This window comes from Pseudomonas putida (genome assembly GCF_028682175.1).
GTDB classification, from domain to species: Bacteria; Pseudomonadota; Gammaproteobacteria; order Pseudomonadales; family Pseudomonadaceae; genus Aquipseudomonas; species Aquipseudomonas putida_AD.
The window spans coordinates 1-15644 of the sequence record NZ_JANHKS010000050.1 but is presented as its reverse complement, the minus strand read 5'-3'; the positions used below and the strand labels follow the sequence as shown (position 1 = coordinate 15644).

18 protein-coding genes are annotated in these 15644 nt (G+C 61.0%); 11 read left to right on the top strand and 7 right to left on the bottom strand.

From position 1 onward, the window contains the following. Nucleotides 1–109: 109 nt before the first annotated feature. The 6 genes from NPS29_RS24170 to NPS29_RS24145 form a co-directional block, all read right to left on the bottom strand. Nucleotides 110–1609 carry an RNA polymerase factor sigma-54 gene (locus tag NPS29_RS24170; RefSeq protein ID WP_274135676.1) on the bottom strand — a complete coding sequence of 500 codons (1500 nt, stop codon included), beginning with the start codon at nucleotides 1607–1609 and terminating at the stop codon, nucleotides 110–112. A gap of 186 nt (nucleotides 1610–1795) precedes the next feature. Beyond that, complete coding sequence (gene lptB / locus NPS29_RS24165) at nucleotides 1796–2521, bottom strand: LPS export ABC transporter ATP-binding protein (protein WP_081565365.1); 726 nt, start codon at nucleotides 2519–2521, stop codon at nucleotides 1796–1798. Beyond that, a complete protein-coding gene (lptA, locus tag NPS29_RS24160; protein WP_274135675.1) occupies nucleotides 2521–3069 on the bottom strand; it encodes a lipopolysaccharide transport periplasmic protein LptA in 549 nt (182 codons plus the stop codon). The genes lptB and lptA overlap by 1 nt, the downstream gene beginning before the upstream one ends. Beyond that, entirely contained in the window at nucleotides 3056–3628 is a 573-nt protein-coding gene (gene lptC, locus NPS29_RS24155; protein ID WP_274135674.1) for an LPS export ABC transporter periplasmic protein LptC, read from the bottom strand. Before lptC ends, lptA begins: the two co-directional genes overlap by 14 nt. Nucleotides 3629–3638: 10 nt before the next feature. Further along, a complete protein-coding gene (kdsC, locus tag NPS29_RS24150; RefSeq protein WP_274135673.1) occupies nucleotides 3639–4172 on the bottom strand; it encodes a 3-deoxy-manno-octulosonate-8-phosphatase KdsC in 534 nt (177 codons plus the stop codon). Then, nucleotides 4173–5147, bottom strand: a complete 975-nt coding sequence (locus tag NPS29_RS24145) for a KpsF/GutQ family sugar-phosphate isomerase (protein WP_274135672.1) — start codon at nucleotides 5145–5147, stop codon at nucleotides 4173–4175. It lies immediately after the preceding gene. Nucleotides 5148–5459: 312 nt separating this feature from the next. Between NPS29_RS24145 and NPS29_RS24140 the strand changes: the two genes are divergently transcribed. From NPS29_RS24140 to hisC, 10 genes are all read left to right on the top strand, one after another. Next, nucleotides 5460–6269, top strand: coding sequence for an ATP-binding cassette domain-containing protein (locus NPS29_RS24140; protein WP_274135670.1), 810 nt, complete (start codon nucleotides 5460–5462; stop codon nucleotides 6267–6269). After that, on the top strand, nucleotides 6269–7066 hold the full coding sequence (gene mlaE, locus NPS29_RS24135; protein WP_074753863.1) for a lipid asymmetry maintenance ABC transporter permease subunit MlaE: 798 nt from the start codon (nucleotides 6269–6271) through the stop codon (nucleotides 7064–7066). The genes NPS29_RS24140 and mlaE overlap by 1 nt, the downstream gene beginning before the upstream one ends. Next, nucleotides 7066–7533, top strand: coding sequence for an outer membrane lipid asymmetry maintenance protein MlaD (gene mlaD, locus NPS29_RS24130; RefSeq protein WP_274135669.1), 468 nt, complete (start codon nucleotides 7066–7068; stop codon nucleotides 7531–7533). Before mlaE ends, mlaD begins: the two co-directional genes overlap by 1 nt. Nucleotides 7534–7544: 11 nt before the next feature. Then, nucleotides 7545–8201, top strand: coding sequence for an MlaC/ttg2D family ABC transporter substrate-binding protein (locus NPS29_RS24125; RefSeq protein ID WP_274135668.1), 657 nt, complete (start codon nucleotides 7545–7547; stop codon nucleotides 8199–8201). Next, a complete protein-coding gene (locus NPS29_RS24120; protein ID WP_274135667.1) occupies nucleotides 8198–8503 on the top strand; it encodes an STAS domain-containing protein in 306 nt (101 codons plus the stop codon). Before NPS29_RS24125 ends, NPS29_RS24120 begins: the two co-directional genes overlap by 4 nt. Before the next feature lie 115 nt (nucleotides 8504–8618). Further along, nucleotides 8619–8858, top strand: a complete 240-nt coding sequence (locus NPS29_RS24115) for a BolA family protein (protein WP_062384295.1) — start codon at nucleotides 8619–8621, stop codon at nucleotides 8856–8858. Between the two features lie 23 nt (nucleotides 8859–8881). Beyond that, nucleotides 8882–10147, top strand: a complete 1266-nt coding sequence (gene murA, locus NPS29_RS24110) for a UDP-N-acetylglucosamine 1-carboxyvinyltransferase (RefSeq protein ID WP_274135665.1) — start codon at nucleotides 8882–8884, stop codon at nucleotides 10145–10147. Nucleotides 10148–10320: 173 nt separating this feature from the next. Then, the gene (gene hisG, locus NPS29_RS24105) at nucleotides 10321–10956 is read left to right on the top strand and encodes an ATP phosphoribosyltransferase (protein WP_274135664.1); all 636 of its coding nucleotides are present in this window, start codon (nucleotides 10321–10323) and stop codon (nucleotides 10954–10956) included. A 149-nt stretch (nucleotides 10957–11105) separates the two neighbouring features. Further along, nucleotides 11106–12434: a histidinol dehydrogenase gene (gene hisD / locus NPS29_RS24100; RefSeq protein ID WP_274135662.1), complete on the top strand. Its 1329-nt coding sequence runs from the start codon at nucleotides 11106–11108 to the stop codon at nucleotides 12432–12434. Between the two features lie 2 nt (nucleotides 12435–12436). Continuing rightward, a complete protein-coding gene (gene hisC, locus NPS29_RS24095) occupies nucleotides 12437–13489 on the top strand; it encodes a histidinol-phosphate transaminase (protein WP_274135661.1) in 1053 nt (350 codons plus the stop codon). A 57-nt stretch (nucleotides 13490–13546) separates the two neighbouring features. On the opposite strand, the gene algW is transcribed toward hisC, so the two are convergent. Further along, nucleotides 13547–14707, bottom strand: a complete 1161-nt coding sequence (algW, locus tag NPS29_RS24090) for a Do family serine endopeptidase AlgW (RefSeq protein ID WP_274135659.1) — start codon at nucleotides 14705–14707, stop codon at nucleotides 13547–13549. Between the two features lie 123 nt (nucleotides 14708–14830). On the opposite strand from algW, the gene NPS29_RS24085 reads away from it, so the two are divergent. Next, a complete protein-coding gene (locus tag NPS29_RS24085) occupies nucleotides 14831–15589 on the top strand; it encodes a Nif3-like dinuclear metal center hexameric protein (RefSeq protein WP_274135658.1) in 759 nt (252 codons plus the stop codon). The last annotated feature ends 55 nt before the right edge of the window (nucleotides 15590–15644 follow it).

Genomic DNA, 15644 nt, shown 5'->3' with positions numbered 1-15644 from the left:
GCTCGTGACCTCTAGGTTCTAGTAAGAAAAGTCTTGAGACCCGGTCATGCTGCGCTGAAAACAGCCTTGCCTTACCTACGTCTTAAAACATTTCGTACAGAGCCTGCCTTTACATCAGTCGCTTGCGCTCGCTCGAAGGGGCTATCCCTAAGGATTCGCGATACTTGGCGACTGTGCGACGGGCCACTTGGATGCCTTGTGCCTCCAGTAAACCAGCGATCTTGCTGTCACTCAACGGCTTTTTCTGATTTTCCGCGGCAACCAGTTTCTTGATGATCGCGCGAATGGCCGTGGACGAGCATTCACCGCCCTCGGAGGTGCTCACGTGGCTGGAGAAGAAGTACTTCAGTTCGTAAATGCCGCGAGGCGTGTGCATGAACTTTTGCGTGGTGACCCGCGAGATCGTCGATTCGTGCATGCCCACCGCCTCGGCGATGTCGTGCAGGACCAACGGCTTCATCGCCTCGTCGCCGTACTCCAGGAAGCCGCGCTGGTGCTCGACGATCTGGGTCGCGACTTTCATCAGGGTTTCATTGCGGCTTTGCAGGCTCTTGATGAACCAGCGCGCTTCCTGCAACTGGTTGCGCATGAAGGTGTTGTCGGCGCTGGTGTCGGCACGACGCACGAAACCTGCGTACTGCGGGTTGACGCGCAGGCGCGGCACGGCTTCCTGGTTCAGCTCCACCAGCCAGCGCTCGTTGTCCTTGCGCACGATCACGTCGGGCACCACGTACTCGGCTTCGCTGGATTCGATCTGCGAGCCAGGACGCGGGTTGAGGCTCTGGACCAGTTCGATGACCTGGCGCAGGTCATCTTCCTTGAGCTTCATGCGGCGCATCAGTTGCGAGTAGTCGCGGCTGCCCAGCAAGTCGATGTAGTCACTGACCAGGCGCTGGGCTTCGGCCAGCCACGGCGTTTTGGCAGGCAACTGGCGCAATTGCAGCAGCAGGCATTCGCTCAGGGTGCGGGCGCCGATGCCGGCGGGCTCGAACTGTTGAATGCGGTGCAGGACGGCTTCGATTTCGTCCAGCTCGATGTCCAGTTCCGGGTCGAACGCGTCGAGCAGCTCTTCCAGGGACTCGTCCAGGTAGCCCTGGTTGTTGATGCAGTCGATCAGCGTGACGGCGATCAGGCGGTCAGTGTCGGACATCGGCGCCAGGTTCAGTTGCCACAGCAGATGGCTTTGCAGGCTTTCGCCGACCGAGGTGCGGGTGGTGAAGTCCCACTCGTCATCGTCGTTGCTGGGCAGGCTGCTGGCGCTGGTCTGGTAGATGTCTTCCCAGGCGGTGTCGACCGGCAGTTCGTTGGGGATGCGCTCGCTCTCGCTCCACTCGCCGTCCTCGAGATTGTCGACGGTGGGGGCGGATTCCTGGTAGGTCGGTTCCTGAACGTCGGCGTTGGGCTTGTTTTCGATGTTGTCGGCCATCGGGTCGGCATTATCGAAGTCGTCGCCTTCTTCCTGGCGTTCCAGCATGGGGTTGGACTCCAGTGCCTCCTGGATTTCCTGTTGGAGATCCAGCGTGGACAATTGGAGCAAGCGGATGGCCTGTTGCAGCTGCGGTGTCATCGTCAGCTGCTGGCCCATTCTCAAGACTAGCGAAGGTTTCATGGCAGGGGCTTAACACCTTATTCGCCGGCGCATCCGCGCCATCCACTACTGGGCGCCGGGGCGCCAAATTAAGCAAATTATATGCCTGAAACCGAAGTGTTTGCCTAGGGTGTGGCGACAATTAATCCGGGGTTGGCGATGAGGCGCATGCAGCGGTCGCCGGCCAACCCCTTGTCAGCCCCCTGTTTACAGGCGGAACTCGTGGCCGAGATACACTTCCTTGACCAACTGGTTGGCCAGGATGGTTTCAGCGTCACCTTCTGCAATCAGCTGCCCGTCGTTGACGATGTAGGCGGTTTCGCAGATGTCGAGGGTTTCGCGCACGTTGTGGTCGGTGATCAGAACGCCGATACCCTTCGCCTTGAGATGGTAGATGATCTGCTTGATATCGCCCACGGAGATCGGGTCGACACCGGCGAATGGCTCGTCGAGCAGGATGAACTTCGGTGCGGTGGCCAGTGCGCGGGCGATTTCGACACGACGACGCTCACCACCGGACAGGCTCATGCCCAGGTTGTCGCGAATATGGGTGATGTGGAATTCCTGCAGCAGGCTTTCCAGTTCCTTGCGACGTCCTGCGCGATCCAGTTCCTTGCGGGTTTCCAGGATCGCCATGATGTTGTCCGACACCGACAGCTTGCGGAAGATCGAGGCTTCCTGCGGCAGGTAGCCGATGCCGGCACGGGCACGCCCGTGCATCGGCTGGTGGCTGACGTCCTGTTCGTCGATCAGCACGCGGCCCTGGTCGGCCTGCACCAGGCCGACGATCATGTAGAAGCAGGTGGTCTTGCCCGCACCGTTGGGGCCGAGCAGGCCAACGATCTGGCCGCTGTCGATGGACAGGCTGACGTCACGTACCACCTGGCGGCTTTTGTAGGCCTTGGCCAGGTGTTGGGCTTTCAGCGTCGCCATTACTGCGCCTTCTGCTGGTCGGTTTTCTTTTTCGGCTGGATCACCATGTCGACGCGAGGACGCGCTTCGGTGACCTTGCTGCCGGTGGCGCGGCCAGCGCTGGCCAGCTTGCGCACGGTGTCATAGACGATCTTCTCGCCCTGGGTCACGTTGTTGTCCTTGTCGATGACCTTGGCCTTGTCGATCAGCACGATGCGGTTTTGCGGTGCATGGTACTGGATCGTCACGCCCCAGCCCTGAACGGGTTTGGGGTCGCCAGCGGTCTGCAACTGCTCGAAGTAGGCCAGGTTGCCCACCGAGGTCACGACGTCGATGTCACCTTGCGGGGTGCGGGTCATGGTCACCTTGTTGCCGGTGACCTTCATCGAGCCCTGGGTAATGATCACATTACCGGTGTAGGTGGCGATGCCTTGCTTGTCATCGAGCTGGGCGTCGTCGGCCTGAATGCGGATAGGCTGATCCTGATCGTTCGGCAGAGCCCAGGCGCTCACGCTTCCCAGTGCTGCGCCCAGGCCGAGCAAAATAGGGAGGGTTTTAAGGAGCCTCATACTGTCCTCTTGCGTTCGATAGCAGGTGTATCCTGCTTTCTTTTAGATAGGCTTTCATACCCGTACCGGTGCTCACGCCGTTGAAGCCGTCGATTCTAACGGGTTGGGCCGTTTCCGCATATTGCTTCTGAGGGAAGACAGTCATGCGGGTGCTGGTGATGATGGTGGTGCGGTTCTGTTCGTCGGTGCGGTTGATGCGCACGTTGTCGATCAGCTCGACATGATCGCCGCCCGGGGAAACCTCGGCGCGTACGCTCTGTACATGCCACGGAAACTCGGTGCCACGGTACATCTGCAGCACCGGGGTGGTCATCAGGGTCACGTCGGTAGCCTTCAGGTGCTCGACCTTGTCCGCCGTCAGGTCGTACTGCTGGGTGCCGTCGGGCAGGTACTGGATGCTGTGGGCGTTCATCGCATAGTAGTCGATGGCGCTCTCGTCCACGGCGACCTTTGGCTGGTCCATGAAGCTTTCCGGGCTGATGTTCCAGTAGCCGGCCGCTGCAAGCAGCAGTCCCAGTGCACCGAAGATCAGAAATGTGCGAAATCTTTTGCTCAGCATAAGTACGCTTCTATAAGTAGGCGGCGTGGGCCGCTTCGAGGTTGCCCTGGGCGTTCAGGATCAGCTCGCAGAATTCCCGGGCAGCGCCTTCGCCGCCCCGTGCCCGGGTAACGCCGTGTGCATGCTCGCGCACGAAACCTGCGGCGTTGGCCACGGCCATGCCCAGGCCCACCCGGCGAATCACCGGCAGGTCGGGCAGGTCGTCACCCAGATAGGCAACCTGTTCATAGCTCAGGTTCAATTGCGCCAGCAGTTCATCGAGCACCACCAGCTTGTCTTCACGGCCCTGGTACAGATGGGCGATGCCCAGGTTTTTGGCGCGACGCTCGACGACCGGGGTCTTGCGACCGCTGATGATAGCGGTGGTCACGCCGGAATTGATCAGCATCTTGATGCCTTGACCGTCCAGGGTGTTGAAGGTCTTGAACTCGCTGCCGTCTTCAAGGAAGTAAAGGCGACCGTCAGTGAGGACGCCATCGACATCGAACACTGCCAGCTTGATCTGTTTGCCGCGTTGCATCAGGTCGTTCATATCACCGCTCATTTACATGACTCCCGCGCGCAGCAGGTCCTGGAGGTTGAAGGCGCCCACCGGACGGTCGGTTTCATCCACCACGATCAGCGCGCTGATCTTGTTGTCTTCCATGATTTTAAGGGCTTGTGCCGCGAGCATGTCCGGGCGGACGGTCTTGCCGTGCACGGTCATCACTTCGTCGATAGTTGCCAGGCGAATATCGATGGGGCGGTCCAGCGTACGGCGCAAGTCGCCGTCGGTGAAGATCCCGGCCAGGCGTCCGTCGGTCTCGACGATGGCGGTCATGCCCAGGCCCTTGCGGGTCATTTCCATCAGCGAGTCGCGCAGCAGGGTTCCGCGCGCCACCACAGGCAGCTCGCCACCGGTGTGCATAACGTGCTCGACCTTGAGCAGCAGGCGGCGGCCAAGGGCGCCACCTGGATGGGAGAAGGCGAAATCTTCGGCGGTAAAACCGCGTGCGTCGAGCAGGGCCACTGCCAGTGCGTCGCCCATGACCAGTGCCGCCGTGGTCGAGGAGGTCGGGGCCAGGTTCAGCGGGCAGGCTTCTTTCTCGACCCGGGCATTGAGGTTCACGTCCGCCGCCTTGGCCAGCGTCGACTCGGGGTTGCCGGTCAGGCTGATGAGCTTGATGCCCAGGCGCTTGATGAGCGGCAGCAGGGTCACGATTTCGTTGGTCGTGCCCGAGTTCGACAGGGCCAGGATGATGTCGTCGGCGGTGATCATGCCCATGTCGCCATGGCTGGCTTCGGCCGGGTGCACGAAAAACGCCGGGGTGCCGGTGCTGGCCAGGGTCGCGGCGATCTTCTTGCCGATGTGCCCTGACTTGCCCATCCCGACCACCACAACCCGCCCTTTGCTGGCCAAGATCATCTGGCACGCACTGACGAAATCGCTATCGATGTGCGCGAGCAAACCCTCCACGGCCTCTATTTCAAGGCGGATGGTGCATTGTGCCGATTGGATCAGGTCGCGGGCGTCGGTCATGTCTGGAGAGGATCGGTCTGCTGAAAAGGCGGGGATTATAGCGACAATGTTGAAAAGCCTCACGCTTCATTGCGGATGTTTGTTTATTCAAAGTGCCTGTCCGTCAGTTCCTGCACCGCCCAGGGCAGGAGTGTTGCAGGAAATTTGCACTGCAACCGCCGTTTGCGCTGCCTTTAACGCCTTGTAATGTTGGAGCTTTGGCTGCGTACGACAGCGGTGGTATAGTTCGCCGCTTGTTCGGCCCCCCCAGACAGTGTGTCGTTCTTCAAGGACGCAGCATCTGAGAGAGAGGCTGCATCGCAAGGAGTTTAGATGAGTGCCGATAACGCCTACGCGGTCGAATTGAAGGGTGTGTCCTTCAAACGCGGTACGCGCAGCATCTTCAATAATGTCGACATCCGCATCCCCCGGGGCAAAGTCACCGGCATCATGGGGCCGTCGGGCAGTGGCAAGACCACTCTGCTGCGGCTGATGGGTGCGCAACTGCGCCCGGCCAGCGGTGAAGTCTGGGTCAACGGCCAGAACCTGCCAAAGCTCTCGCGCAGCGATCTGTTCGATGCGCGCAAGCAGATGGGGGTCCTGTTCCAGAGCGGTGCGCTGTTCACCGATCTCGACGTTTTCGAAAACGTGGCCTTTCCGCTGCGGGTTCATACCCAGCTTCCCGAAGACATGATCCGCGATATCGTCCTGCTCAAATTGCAGGCGGTCGGGTTGCGCGGTGCCGTCGAGCTGATGCCCGACGAGCTCTCCGGGGGCATGAAGCGCCGCGTGGCGCTGGCCCGGGCCATTGCACTGGATCCGCAGATCCTCATGTATGACGAGCCCTTCGTGGGACAGGACCCGATCGCCATGGGCGTACTGGTGCGCCTGATCCGCCTGCTCAACGATGCACTGGGCATCACCAGTGTCGTGGTTTCCCACGACCTGGCCGAAACTGCCAGCATCGCCGACTATCTGTATGTGGTCGGGGACGGTCAGGTGCTGGGGCAGGGCACGCCGCAGGAATTGATGCAGTCGGACAACCCGCGCATTCGCCAGTTCATGACAGGGGATCCAGACGGCCCTGTGCCATTTCACTATCCGGCACCGGATTATCGCGAAGATCTTTTGGGGAAGCGCTGATGCGCAGAAAGTCATTGATGGATCGTGTACGCCTGATGGGGCGTTCGGCGATCGACATAGTTGCGGTACTGGGGCGTTCGGGGATTTTTCTGGTCCATGCCTTGCTGGGGCGAGGCGGGATCGGCGGCGGTTTCCAGTTGCTGGTTCGCCAGCTCTACTCGGTGGGCGTCATGTCGCTGGCGATCATCGTCGTGTCCGGCGTGTTCATCGGCATGGTATTGGCCCTGCAGGGTTTCAGCATCCTGGCCAAGTACGGCTCCGAGCAGGCCGTCGGGCAGATGGTTGCCCTGACGCTGCTGCGTGAACTGGGGCCGGTGGTGACCGCGCTGCTGTTCGCCGGTCGTGCCGGCTCGGCGCTGACCGCCGAAATCGGCAACATGAAATCCACCGAGCAGTTGTCCAGCCTTGAAATGATCGGCGTGGACCCCCTCAAATACATCGTCGCGCCCCGCCTGTGGGCCGGCTTCATTTCGCTGCCGGTGCTCGCCATCATTTTCAGTGTGGTGGGTATCTGGGGTGGTTCGTGGGTGGCTGTCGACTGGCTGGGCGTCTACGAAGGCTCGTTCTGGGCGAACATGCAGAACAGCGTTTCCTTCCCCAATGATGTCATCAACGGTGTGATCAAAAGCGTTGTCTTTGCTTTTGTGGTCACCTGGATTGCCGTGTTTCAAGGCTATGACTGCGAGCCCACATCTGAGGGGATCAGTCGCGCCACGACCAAGACCGTGGTCTACGCCTCGTTGGCCGTATTGGGCCTGGACTTTATTTTGACCGCCTTGATGTTTGGAGACTTCTGATGCAAAACCGCGCCCTCGAAACCGGTGTCGGCCTGTTCCTGCTGGCTGGCATCCTGGCCTTGCTCCTGCTGGCCCTGCGCGTCAGCGGTCTCTCCGCCAGCACGACAGCCGACAGCTATAAACTTTACGCAAATTTCGACAATATCGCCGGTTTGACTGTCAGAGCGAAGGTGACCATGGCCGGTGTGACCATCGGCAAGGTCACTGCAATCGATCTGGACCACGACACCTTCACCGGTCGCGTGACCATGGAAGTGGACAAGCGCGTGAATAATCTGCCTTCGGACTCCACGGCTTCTATTCTCACTGCAGGCTTGCTGGGCGAGAAATACGTCGGCATCAGCGTCGGTGGCGATGACAAGCTGTTGAAAGACGGCGGCACCATTCACGACACGCAGTCGTCCCTGGTGCTCGAGGACCTGATCGGTAAATTCCTGCTCAATTCCGTGGGTAAAGACGCCAAATGAGGAGTTTTTTCATGATCTCGATTCTGCGCCGTGGCCTTCTGGTGCTGCTGGCTGCCCTGCCTCTGTTTGCCAACGCGGCAGCGACGACATCGTCGGCCCATGACCTTGTCGACAACACCACCAAGCAACTGCTGGCCGACCTTGCCGCGAACAAGGAAAGCTACAAGACCAACCCGCAGGCCTTCTACGACGCGCTCAACGGCATCGTCGGGCCGGTCATCGATGCTGACGGCATTTCCAAGAGCATCATGACCGTCAAGTATTCGCGCAACGCCACCCCGGCCCAGATGCAGCGCTTCCAGGAAAACTTCAAGCGCAGCCTGATCCAGTTCTATGGCAACGCACTGCTCGAGTACAACAACCAGGGCATCACCGTGGCTCCGGCCAAGGAAGAGGGCGCCGACCGCACCTCGGTCGACATGTCGGTCAAGGGCAACAACGGCGCCGTTTACCCTGTGTCCTACACACTGGTCAAAATCAATGACGAGTGGAAAGTGCGCAACGTGATCATCAACGGCATCAACATCGGCAAGCTGTTCCGCGATCAGTTCGCCGATGCCATGCAGCGCAACGGCAACAACCTGGACAAGACAATCGATGGCTGGGCCGGCGAAGTCGCCAAGGCCAAGCAGGAGACCGAGAACTCGCCTGACAAGGTCGTCAAATGACTGAAGCCTGTGTGACGGCCGTCGGCAGCAGCGAGCTCAAGCTGTTCGGCGTGCTCGACTACCGTACCGGCCCCGCGCTGCGCAAGCAGGGTGCCGAGTTGATCAAGGCCAGTGATTCACCGGCGCTGGTGCTCGACTGCTCCGCCGTGCAGAAATCCAGCAGCGTGGGCCTGGCCCTGCTGCTGGCGTTCATGCGTGACGCCCAGGCGGCCGGCAAGTCAGTCAGCGTTCGTGCGCTGCCCGAAGACATGAGAGAAATCGCACAGGTATCGGGTCTGACCGAGCTGTTCGAACAACATTGATTGCTATCATCGATCAAGCCCCTCGTCCGGCACCTGGTAAAGCAGGGTTCGCAACGAGAGGGCTTTTTTGTATCATGGCCGACCCGCGCGCACAGGGCGCCGATTGAGGTTAAGCATGCAGGCCGTAGAAGTTAAGAGCTTCCTTGAAGGTAAGCTGCCAGAGATCCAGGTCGAAGTTGAAGGCGAAGGCTGCAACTTCCAGCTGAACGTTATCAGCGATGAACTGGCTACACTAAGTCCGGTCAAGCGCCAGCAGCAGATCTACACGCATTTGAACCCATGGATCGCCGATGGCAGCATCCACGCGGTCACCATGAAATTTTTCAGCCGCGCTGCATGGGCCGAGCGCACCTGAGCCTAATTGGCGTCGAGATTCCAATGGATAAACTGATTATTACTGGCGGCGTTCGTCTTGATGGCGAAATCCGCATTTCCGGGGCGAAGAACTCTGCCCTGCCGATTCTTGCTGCAACCCTGCTGGCCGATGGGCCGGTGACGGTCCAGAACCTGCCGCACCTGCACGACATCACCACCATGATCGAGCTGTTCGGCCGCATGGGCATCGAGCCGATCATCGACGAGAAACTCAGCGTCGAGATCGATCCTCGCACCATCAAGACCCTGGTCGCGCCGTACGAGCTGGTGAAAACCATGCGCGCCTCGATCCTGGTACTGGGTCCGATGGTTGCCCGCTTCGGTGAAGCCGAAGTCGCACTGCCTGGCGGTTGCGCCATCGGTTCGCGTCCGGTCGACCTGCACATCCGTGGCCTGGAAGCCATGGGCGCGATCATCGAAGTCGAAGGCGGCTACATCAAGGCCAAGGCGCCGGAAGGCGGCCTGCGTGGCGCGCACTTCTTCTTCGACACCGTCAGCGTGACCGGTACCGAAAACATCATGATGGCCGCCGCGCTGGCCCGTGGTCGCAGCGTGCTGCAGAACGCCGCTCGCGAGCCTGAAGTCGTCGACCTGGCAAACTTCATCAACGCCATGGGTGGCAAGGTTTCCGGTGCTGGCACCGACACCATCACCATCGAAGGCGTCGAGCGTCTGGGCAAGGCGACCTACCGCGTCATGCCTGACCGCATCGAGACCGGCACCTACCTGGTCGCCGCTGCCGTGACCGGTGGCCGCGTCAAGGTCAAGGACACCGATCCGACCATTCTCGAAGCCGTTCTGGAAAAACTGCGTGAAGCTGGCGCCGAAATCACCACCGGTGAGGACTGGATCGAGCTGAACATGCACGGCAAGCGTCCGAAGGCCGTGAACCTGCGCACCGCTCCGTACCCGGCGTTCCCGACCGACATGCAGGCGCAGTTCATCTCGCTGAACGCCATCGCCGAAGGCACTGGCGCGATCATCGAGACGATCTTTGAAAACCGCTTCATGCACGTGTATGAAATGCACCGCATGGGCGCGCAGATCCAGGTCGAAGGCAACACGGCCATCGTCACTGGCTGCGAGAAGCTCAAGGGCGCGCCAGTCATGGCGACCGACCTGCGTGCATCGGCCAGCCTCGTGCTGTCGGCGCTGGTGGCCCAGGGCGACACATTGATCGACCGCATCTACCACATCGACCGTGGTTACGAGTGCATCGAAGAGAAACTGCAGATGCTGGGCGCGAAAATCCGTCGCGTACCGGGCTAACAGTCTCTCAGGCTTGCCGTCGCCCGTGCAGATTCGGCACGGGCGGCGGGCAAGCCAGCTCAAGGCTTGACCCATTGAATCGTTTCGCTTCGAGTCCTGCGGTTCCGACTTGAAGATTGTCGGGCGCCCATTGCTTCCCGGCTCGCGCTTGCTGATAAGGACTGACGTTTCCCATGTTGACCATCGCACTGTCCAAGGGCCGAATCCTTGACGACACCCTGCCGCTCCTCGCTGCTGCGGGCATCGTGCCGACCGAGAATCCGGACAAGAGCCGCAAGTTGATCATCCCCACGACTCAGGAAGACGTGCGTCTGCTGATCGTGCGTGCGACCGATGTGCCGACCTATGTCGAGCACGGCGCGGCTGACCTCGGTGTGGCGGGCAAGGACGTCCTGATGGAATACGGCGGCCAGGGCCTGTACGAGCCACTGGATCTGCAGATTGCCCAGTGCAAGCTGATGACCGCAGGTGCCGTTGGCGCTGCCGAGCCTCGCGGCCGTTTGCGCGTGGCGACCAAGTTCGTCAACGTTGCCAAGCGTTATTACGCAGAACAAGGTCGTCAGGTCGATATCATCAAGCTGTACGGCTCCATGGAGCTGGCGCCGCTGGTGGGCCTGGCCGACAAGATCATCGACGTAGTCGACACCGGCAACACCCTGCGTGCCAACGGTCTCGAACCTCAGGAACTGATCGCTCACATCAGTTCGCGCCTGGTGGTGAACAAGGCATCGATGAAGATGCAGCACGCCCGTATCCAGTCGCTGATCGACACCCTTCGTACAGCAGTGGAGTCGCGACACCGCGGCTGACTGATTCGCGCGACGTTACACGACGTTGCGCCCAGCTATCCGTGTCATAGCCAAATTTCTCAGGTGCCTGCGCGGATGGCTTGGTAGCTTAGGCTCCTGCCTTTGCATTCAAGGCTCCTGAGAAATTGCCATTTATTGAGGCTCACGCTATGACCACTTCAAACACCATTCGCCGACTCAACGCTGCTGACCCGGATTTCGCCCGACATCTGGCTCATCTGCTGAGCTGGGAGAGTGTGTCTGACGACTCGGTCAATCAGCGTGTGCTGGACATCATCAAGAACGTGCGCGAGCGCGGCGATGCGGCACTGGTTGAGTACACCCAGCGTTTCGACGGCCTGCAGGTGGCGTCCATGTCTGACCTGATCCTGCCGCGCGAGCGCCTGGAACTGGCCCTGACCCGCATCACCCCCGCTCAGCGCCAGGCCCTGGAAAAGGCCGCTGACCGCGTGCGCAGCTACCACGAACGGCAGAAACAGGATTCCTGGAGCTACACCGAAGCCGACGGCACCGTGCTGGGCCAGAAGGTCACCCCGCTGGATCGCGCCGGCCTGTACGTGCCGGGCGGCAAGGCGTCGTACCCGTCTTCGGTACTGATGAACGCGATTCCGGCCAAGGTGGCGGGCGTCGGCGAAGTCGTCATGGTCGTGCCGACTCCGCGCGGCGAGATCAACGAACTGGTGCTGGCCGCTGCCTGCATCGCTGGCGTTGACCGGGTGTTCACCATCGGTGGCGCCCAGGCTGTCGCGGCCCTGGCCTACGGCACCGAAAGCGTGCCGCAGGTGGACAAGGTCGTAGGTCCCGGCAACATCTATGTGGCCACGGCCAAGCGTCACGTGTTTGGTCAGGTCGGCATCGACATGATTGCCGGTCCTTCGGAAATCCTCGTGGTCTGCGACGGCCAGACCGATCCGGACTGGATCGCCATGGACCTGTTTTCCCAGGCCGAGCACGACGAAGACGCCCAGGCGATTCTGGTCAGCCCCGATGCCGAGTTCCTCGACAAGGTTGCGGCGAGCATCGCCAGGCTGATGCCGACCATGGAGCGCGCCGAGATCATCAACACCTCGATCAACGGTCGCGGTGCCCTGATCAAGGTGGCGGACATGAATCAGGCCATCGAAGTCGCCAACCGCATTGCGCCGGAGCACCTGGAACTCTCGGTTGCCGATCCTGACGCCTGGCTGCCACAGATTCGCCACGCCGGTGCGATCTTCATGGGCCGTCACACCTCGGAAGCCCTGGGCGACTACTGCGCGGGCCCCAACCACGTGCTGCCGACGTCCGGCACTGCGCGCTTCTCCTCGCCGCTGGGGGTCTATGACTTCCAGAAACGCTCTTCGATCATCTTCTGCTCCGAGCAGGGTGCATCGGAGCTGGGCAAGACGGCGTCGGTGCTGGCCCGCGGCGAGTCGCTGACCGCCCACGCCCGCAGCGCCGAGTACCGGATCAAAGATAACCAACAGGAAGGCAAGTGAGCATGAGCAAGTTCTGGAGTCCTTTTGTCCGTGACCTCGTGCCTTACGTGCCGGGCGAACAACCCAAGCTGACCAAGCTTGTGAAGCTGAACACCAACGAGAACCCCTACGGCCCGTCGCCCAAGGCGATCGAGGCGATGCGCGCCGAGGTCAATGACAACCTGCGCCTGTACCCGGACCCCAACAGCGACCTGCTCAAGCAGTCGGTCGCGCGTTACTACGGCGTCGAGGCCAACCGTGTGTTCCTCGGCAACGGTTCCGATGAGGTGCTGGCCCACGCCTACCACGCGTTTTTCCTGAAGGACAAACCGCTGTTGTTCCCGGACATCAGCTACAGCTTCTACCCGGTGTACTGCGGCCTGTATGGCGTGGACTACGAAATGGTGCCGCTGGACGAACAGTTCCAGATTTGCGTCGAGGACTACAAGCGTCCCAACGGCGGCGTCATCTTCCCGAACCCCAACGCGCCGACCGGCTGTTTGATGGCGCTGGAGGCGGTCGAGCAGATCCTGGCCGCCAACCCGGATTCGGTGGTCATCGTGGATGAGGCCTACATCGACTTTGGTGGCGAGACTGCAATCACCCTGGTGGATCGTTATCCGAACCTGCTGGTGACCCAGACCCTGTCCAAGTCCCGCTCGCTGGCGGGCTTGCGCGTTGGCCTGGCGGTGGGGCATCCGGACCTGATCGAAGCGCTGGAACGGGTGAAGAACAGCTTCAACTCCTACCCGCTGGACCGCATGGCCATCGTCGGTGCGGCTGCGGCGTTCGATGACCGCGAGTACTTCGAGAAGACCTGCCAGCTGGTGATCGACAGCCGCGAGAAGCTGGTGGCGCAACTGGAAGGCAAAGGCTTCGAAGTCTTGCCATCGGCGGCGAACTTCATCTTCGCCCGGCACCCGAAACACGACGCAGCGGGCCTTGCCGCCAAGGTGCGGGAGCAGGGCGTGATCGTGCGTCACTTCAAGCAGGAACGCATTGCGCAATTCCTGCGCATCACCATCGGCACGCCAGAGCAGAATCAGGCGCTGGTGGATGCGTTGGGCGATCTCTAAGCATTTATTGCCCGCATGAAAAAACCGCCTTAACGGCGGTTTTTTCATGGCTGTGAATCAATCCTCCGCCGCAGGCGCCGGGGTTTGCGGTGGGCGCAGGCCCACTTCTGCTATCAACTTCAATTCCTTGCCGTTACGCATCACCTGAATCGCGATCTTCTCAGACGGCTTGGTGCGTGCCACCTGGTTCATCGATTTGCGACCATCGCCGGCCGGTTCGCCGTTGATGCTCAGGATCACGTCACCCAACTGCAAACCGGCCTTTTGCGCCGGGCCGTCGCGGAAGATACCGGCCACCACGATGCCGGGGCGGTCTTTCAGGCCGAAGGACTCAGCCAGCTCCTGGGTCAAAGGCTGTACTTCGATACCCAGCCAGCCACGAATCACCTGGCCATGCTCGATGATCGACTTCATCACCTCCAGCGCGAGCTTGGTCGGGATCGCGAAGCCGATGCCCTGGGAGCCACCGGATTTGGAGAAGATCGCCGTGTTGATCCCGGTCAGGTTGCCGTTGGCGTCCACCAGCGCGCCGCCCGAGTTGCCGGGGTTGATGGCGGCATCGGTCTGGATGAAATCTTCATAGGTGTTCAGGCCGAGCTGATTGCGGCCCGTCGCGCTGATGATGCCCATGGTGACGGTCTGGCCGACGCCGAACGGGTTGCCGATGGCCAGCGCGACGTCGCCGATGCGGATGCTGTCGGAGCTGCCGAGGGTGATCGACGGCAGGTTCTTCAGGTCGATCTTCAGCACCGCCAGGTCGGTTTCCGGGTCGCTGCCGATGATGCGTGCGATGGTTTCGCGACCGTCCTTGAGCGCCACCACGATCTGGTCGGCGCCGGACGTCACGTGGTTGTTGGTCAGCAGATAGCCTTCCGGGCTCATGATGACCGCCGAACCGAGGCTTGACTCCATGCGCCGCTGCTTGGGCAGGTTATCGCCGAAGAAACGACGGAATTGCGGGTCTTCGAACAACGGATGGTTAGGCTTGTTGTTGACCATCTTGGTCGTGTACAGGTTGGCCACCGCAGGCGCCGCGCTGCTCACCGCGTCAGCGTAGGAGACCGGGCCCTGCTGGATCAGGGCGGTCTGGGGCGCCTGCTGCAGGTTGACGTCCTGGCTGGGCAGGCCGACCCACTGCGGATAGCGCTGGATAATCAATAAAGCGATAAGCACACCAGCAAGCAATGGCCAGCCGAGAAAACGCAGCGCTTTGAACATTTAGCAGAGTCCTGAAGGTTGATACGCAGAACATTCGAACCGTCGAACGGGCTTGTCTGCGCCATAATGGCGGGCATTATACGAGGACCTGTGCGGTCTGAACTGCATATTTAGGAGACTTTTATGGCTGTTGCCCTGAGCACTCTGGTCGACGAAGCGGACCGCTACCTGGGGAGCGCTCGCGTTCAGGACTATTGCCCCAATGGTCTGCAGGTCGAGGGGCGTCCGCAGGTGAGCCGGATCGTTTCCGGCGTGACGGCAAGCCAGGCCTTGCTGGACGCGGCGGTAGAGGCCAATGCGGACCTGATCCTGGTCCACCACGGTTACTTCTGGAAAGGTGAGAACCCCTGCATCACCGGCATGAAACAGCGCCGTCTCAAGACCCTGCTCAAGCACGACATCAGCCTGCTGGCCTATCACCTGCCGCTGGATCTGCACCCGGAGGTCGGCAATAACGTGCAATTGGCGCGGCAACTGGAAATCACCGTCGAGGGACCGCTGGACCCGGAGAACCCTCGCATCATCGGCCTGGTGGGATCGCTGTCGGAGCCCATGACACCCCGCGACTTCGCCCACCGCGTGCAAAGTGCCCTGGGTCGCGAGCCGCTGCTTATAGAAGGCAGCGAGGTGATTCGTCGGGTGGGCTGGTGCACTGGAGGCGGGCAGGGGTACATCGACCAGGCGATTGCGGCCGGGGTCGATCTTTTCCTCAGCGGCGAGGCGTCCGAGCAGACTTTCCACAGCGCCCGCGAGAACGACATCAGCTTTATTGCAGCCGGGCACCATGCGACCGAGCGCTACGGCGTTCAGGCCCTGGGCGATTATCTGGCGCGACGCTTTGCCCTTGAACACCTGTTCATCGATTGCCCGAATCCGATCTGACATGTGCGGGTCTGACCGTAGCAGCACGGCTTGCCGGCGGGGGCGTACTTGAGAT

Bases quoted from the DNA above. Each gene is read 5' to 3' on its own strand.
- lptC (WP_274135674.1), bottom strand. From the start codon at position 3,628: ATGCTGAGCAAAAGATTTCGCACATTTCTGATCTTCGGTGCACTGGGA.
- murA (WP_274135665.1), top strand. From the start codon at position 8,882: ATGGATAAACTGATTATTACTGGCGGCGTTCGTCTTGATGGCGAAATC.
- lptA (WP_274135675.1), bottom strand. From the start codon at position 3,069: ATGAGGCTCCTTAAAACCCTCCCTATTTTGCTCGGCCTGGGCGCAGCA.
- NPS29_RS24115 (WP_062384295.1), top strand. From the start codon at position 8,619: ATGCAGGCCGTAGAAGTTAAGAGCTTCCTTGAAGGTAAGCTGCCAGAG.
- NPS29_RS24145 (WP_274135672.1), bottom strand. From the start codon at position 5,147: ATGACCGACGCCCGCGACCTGATCCAATCGGCACAATGCACCATCCGC.
- lptB (WP_081565365.1), bottom strand. From the start codon at position 2,521: ATGGCGACGCTGAAAGCCCAACACCTGGCCAAGGCCTACAAAAGCCGC.
- NPS29_RS24170 (WP_274135676.1), bottom strand. From the start codon at position 1,609: ATGAAACCTTCGCTAGTCTTGAGAATGGGCCAGCAGCTGACGATGACA.
- NPS29_RS24140 (WP_274135670.1), top strand. From the start codon at position 5,460: ATGAGTGCCGATAACGCCTACGCGGTCGAATTGAAGGGTGTGTCCTTC.
- hisG (WP_274135664.1), top strand. From the start codon at position 10,321: ATGTTGACCATCGCACTGTCCAAGGGCCGAATCCTTGACGACACCCTG.
- mlaE (WP_074753863.1), top strand. From the start codon at position 6,269: ATGCGCAGAAAGTCATTGATGGATCGTGTACGCCTGATGGGGCGTTCG.
- algW (WP_274135659.1), bottom strand. From the start codon at position 14,707: ATGTTCAAAGCGCTGCGTTTTCTCGGCTGGCCATTGCTTGCTGGTGTG.
- hisD (WP_274135662.1), top strand. From the start codon at position 11,106: ATGACCACTTCAAACACCATTCGCCGACTCAACGCTGCTGACCCGGAT.
- kdsC (WP_274135673.1), bottom strand. From the start codon at position 4,172: ATGAGCGGTGATATGAACGACCTGATGCAACGCGGCAAACAGATCAAG.
- NPS29_RS24120 (WP_274135667.1), top strand. From the start codon at position 8,198: ATGACTGAAGCCTGTGTGACGGCCGTCGGCAGCAGCGAGCTCAAGCTG.
- NPS29_RS24085 (WP_274135658.1), top strand. From the start codon at position 14,831: ATGGCTGTTGCCCTGAGCACTCTGGTCGACGAAGCGGACCGCTACCTG.
- mlaD (WP_274135669.1), top strand. From the start codon at position 7,066: ATGCAAAACCGCGCCCTCGAAACCGGTGTCGGCCTGTTCCTGCTGGCT.
- NPS29_RS24125 (WP_274135668.1), top strand. From the start codon at position 7,545: ATGATCTCGATTCTGCGCCGTGGCCTTCTGGTGCTGCTGGCTGCCCTG.
- hisC (WP_274135661.1), top strand. From the start codon at position 12,437: ATGAGCAAGTTCTGGAGTCCTTTTGTCCGTGACCTCGTGCCTTACGTG.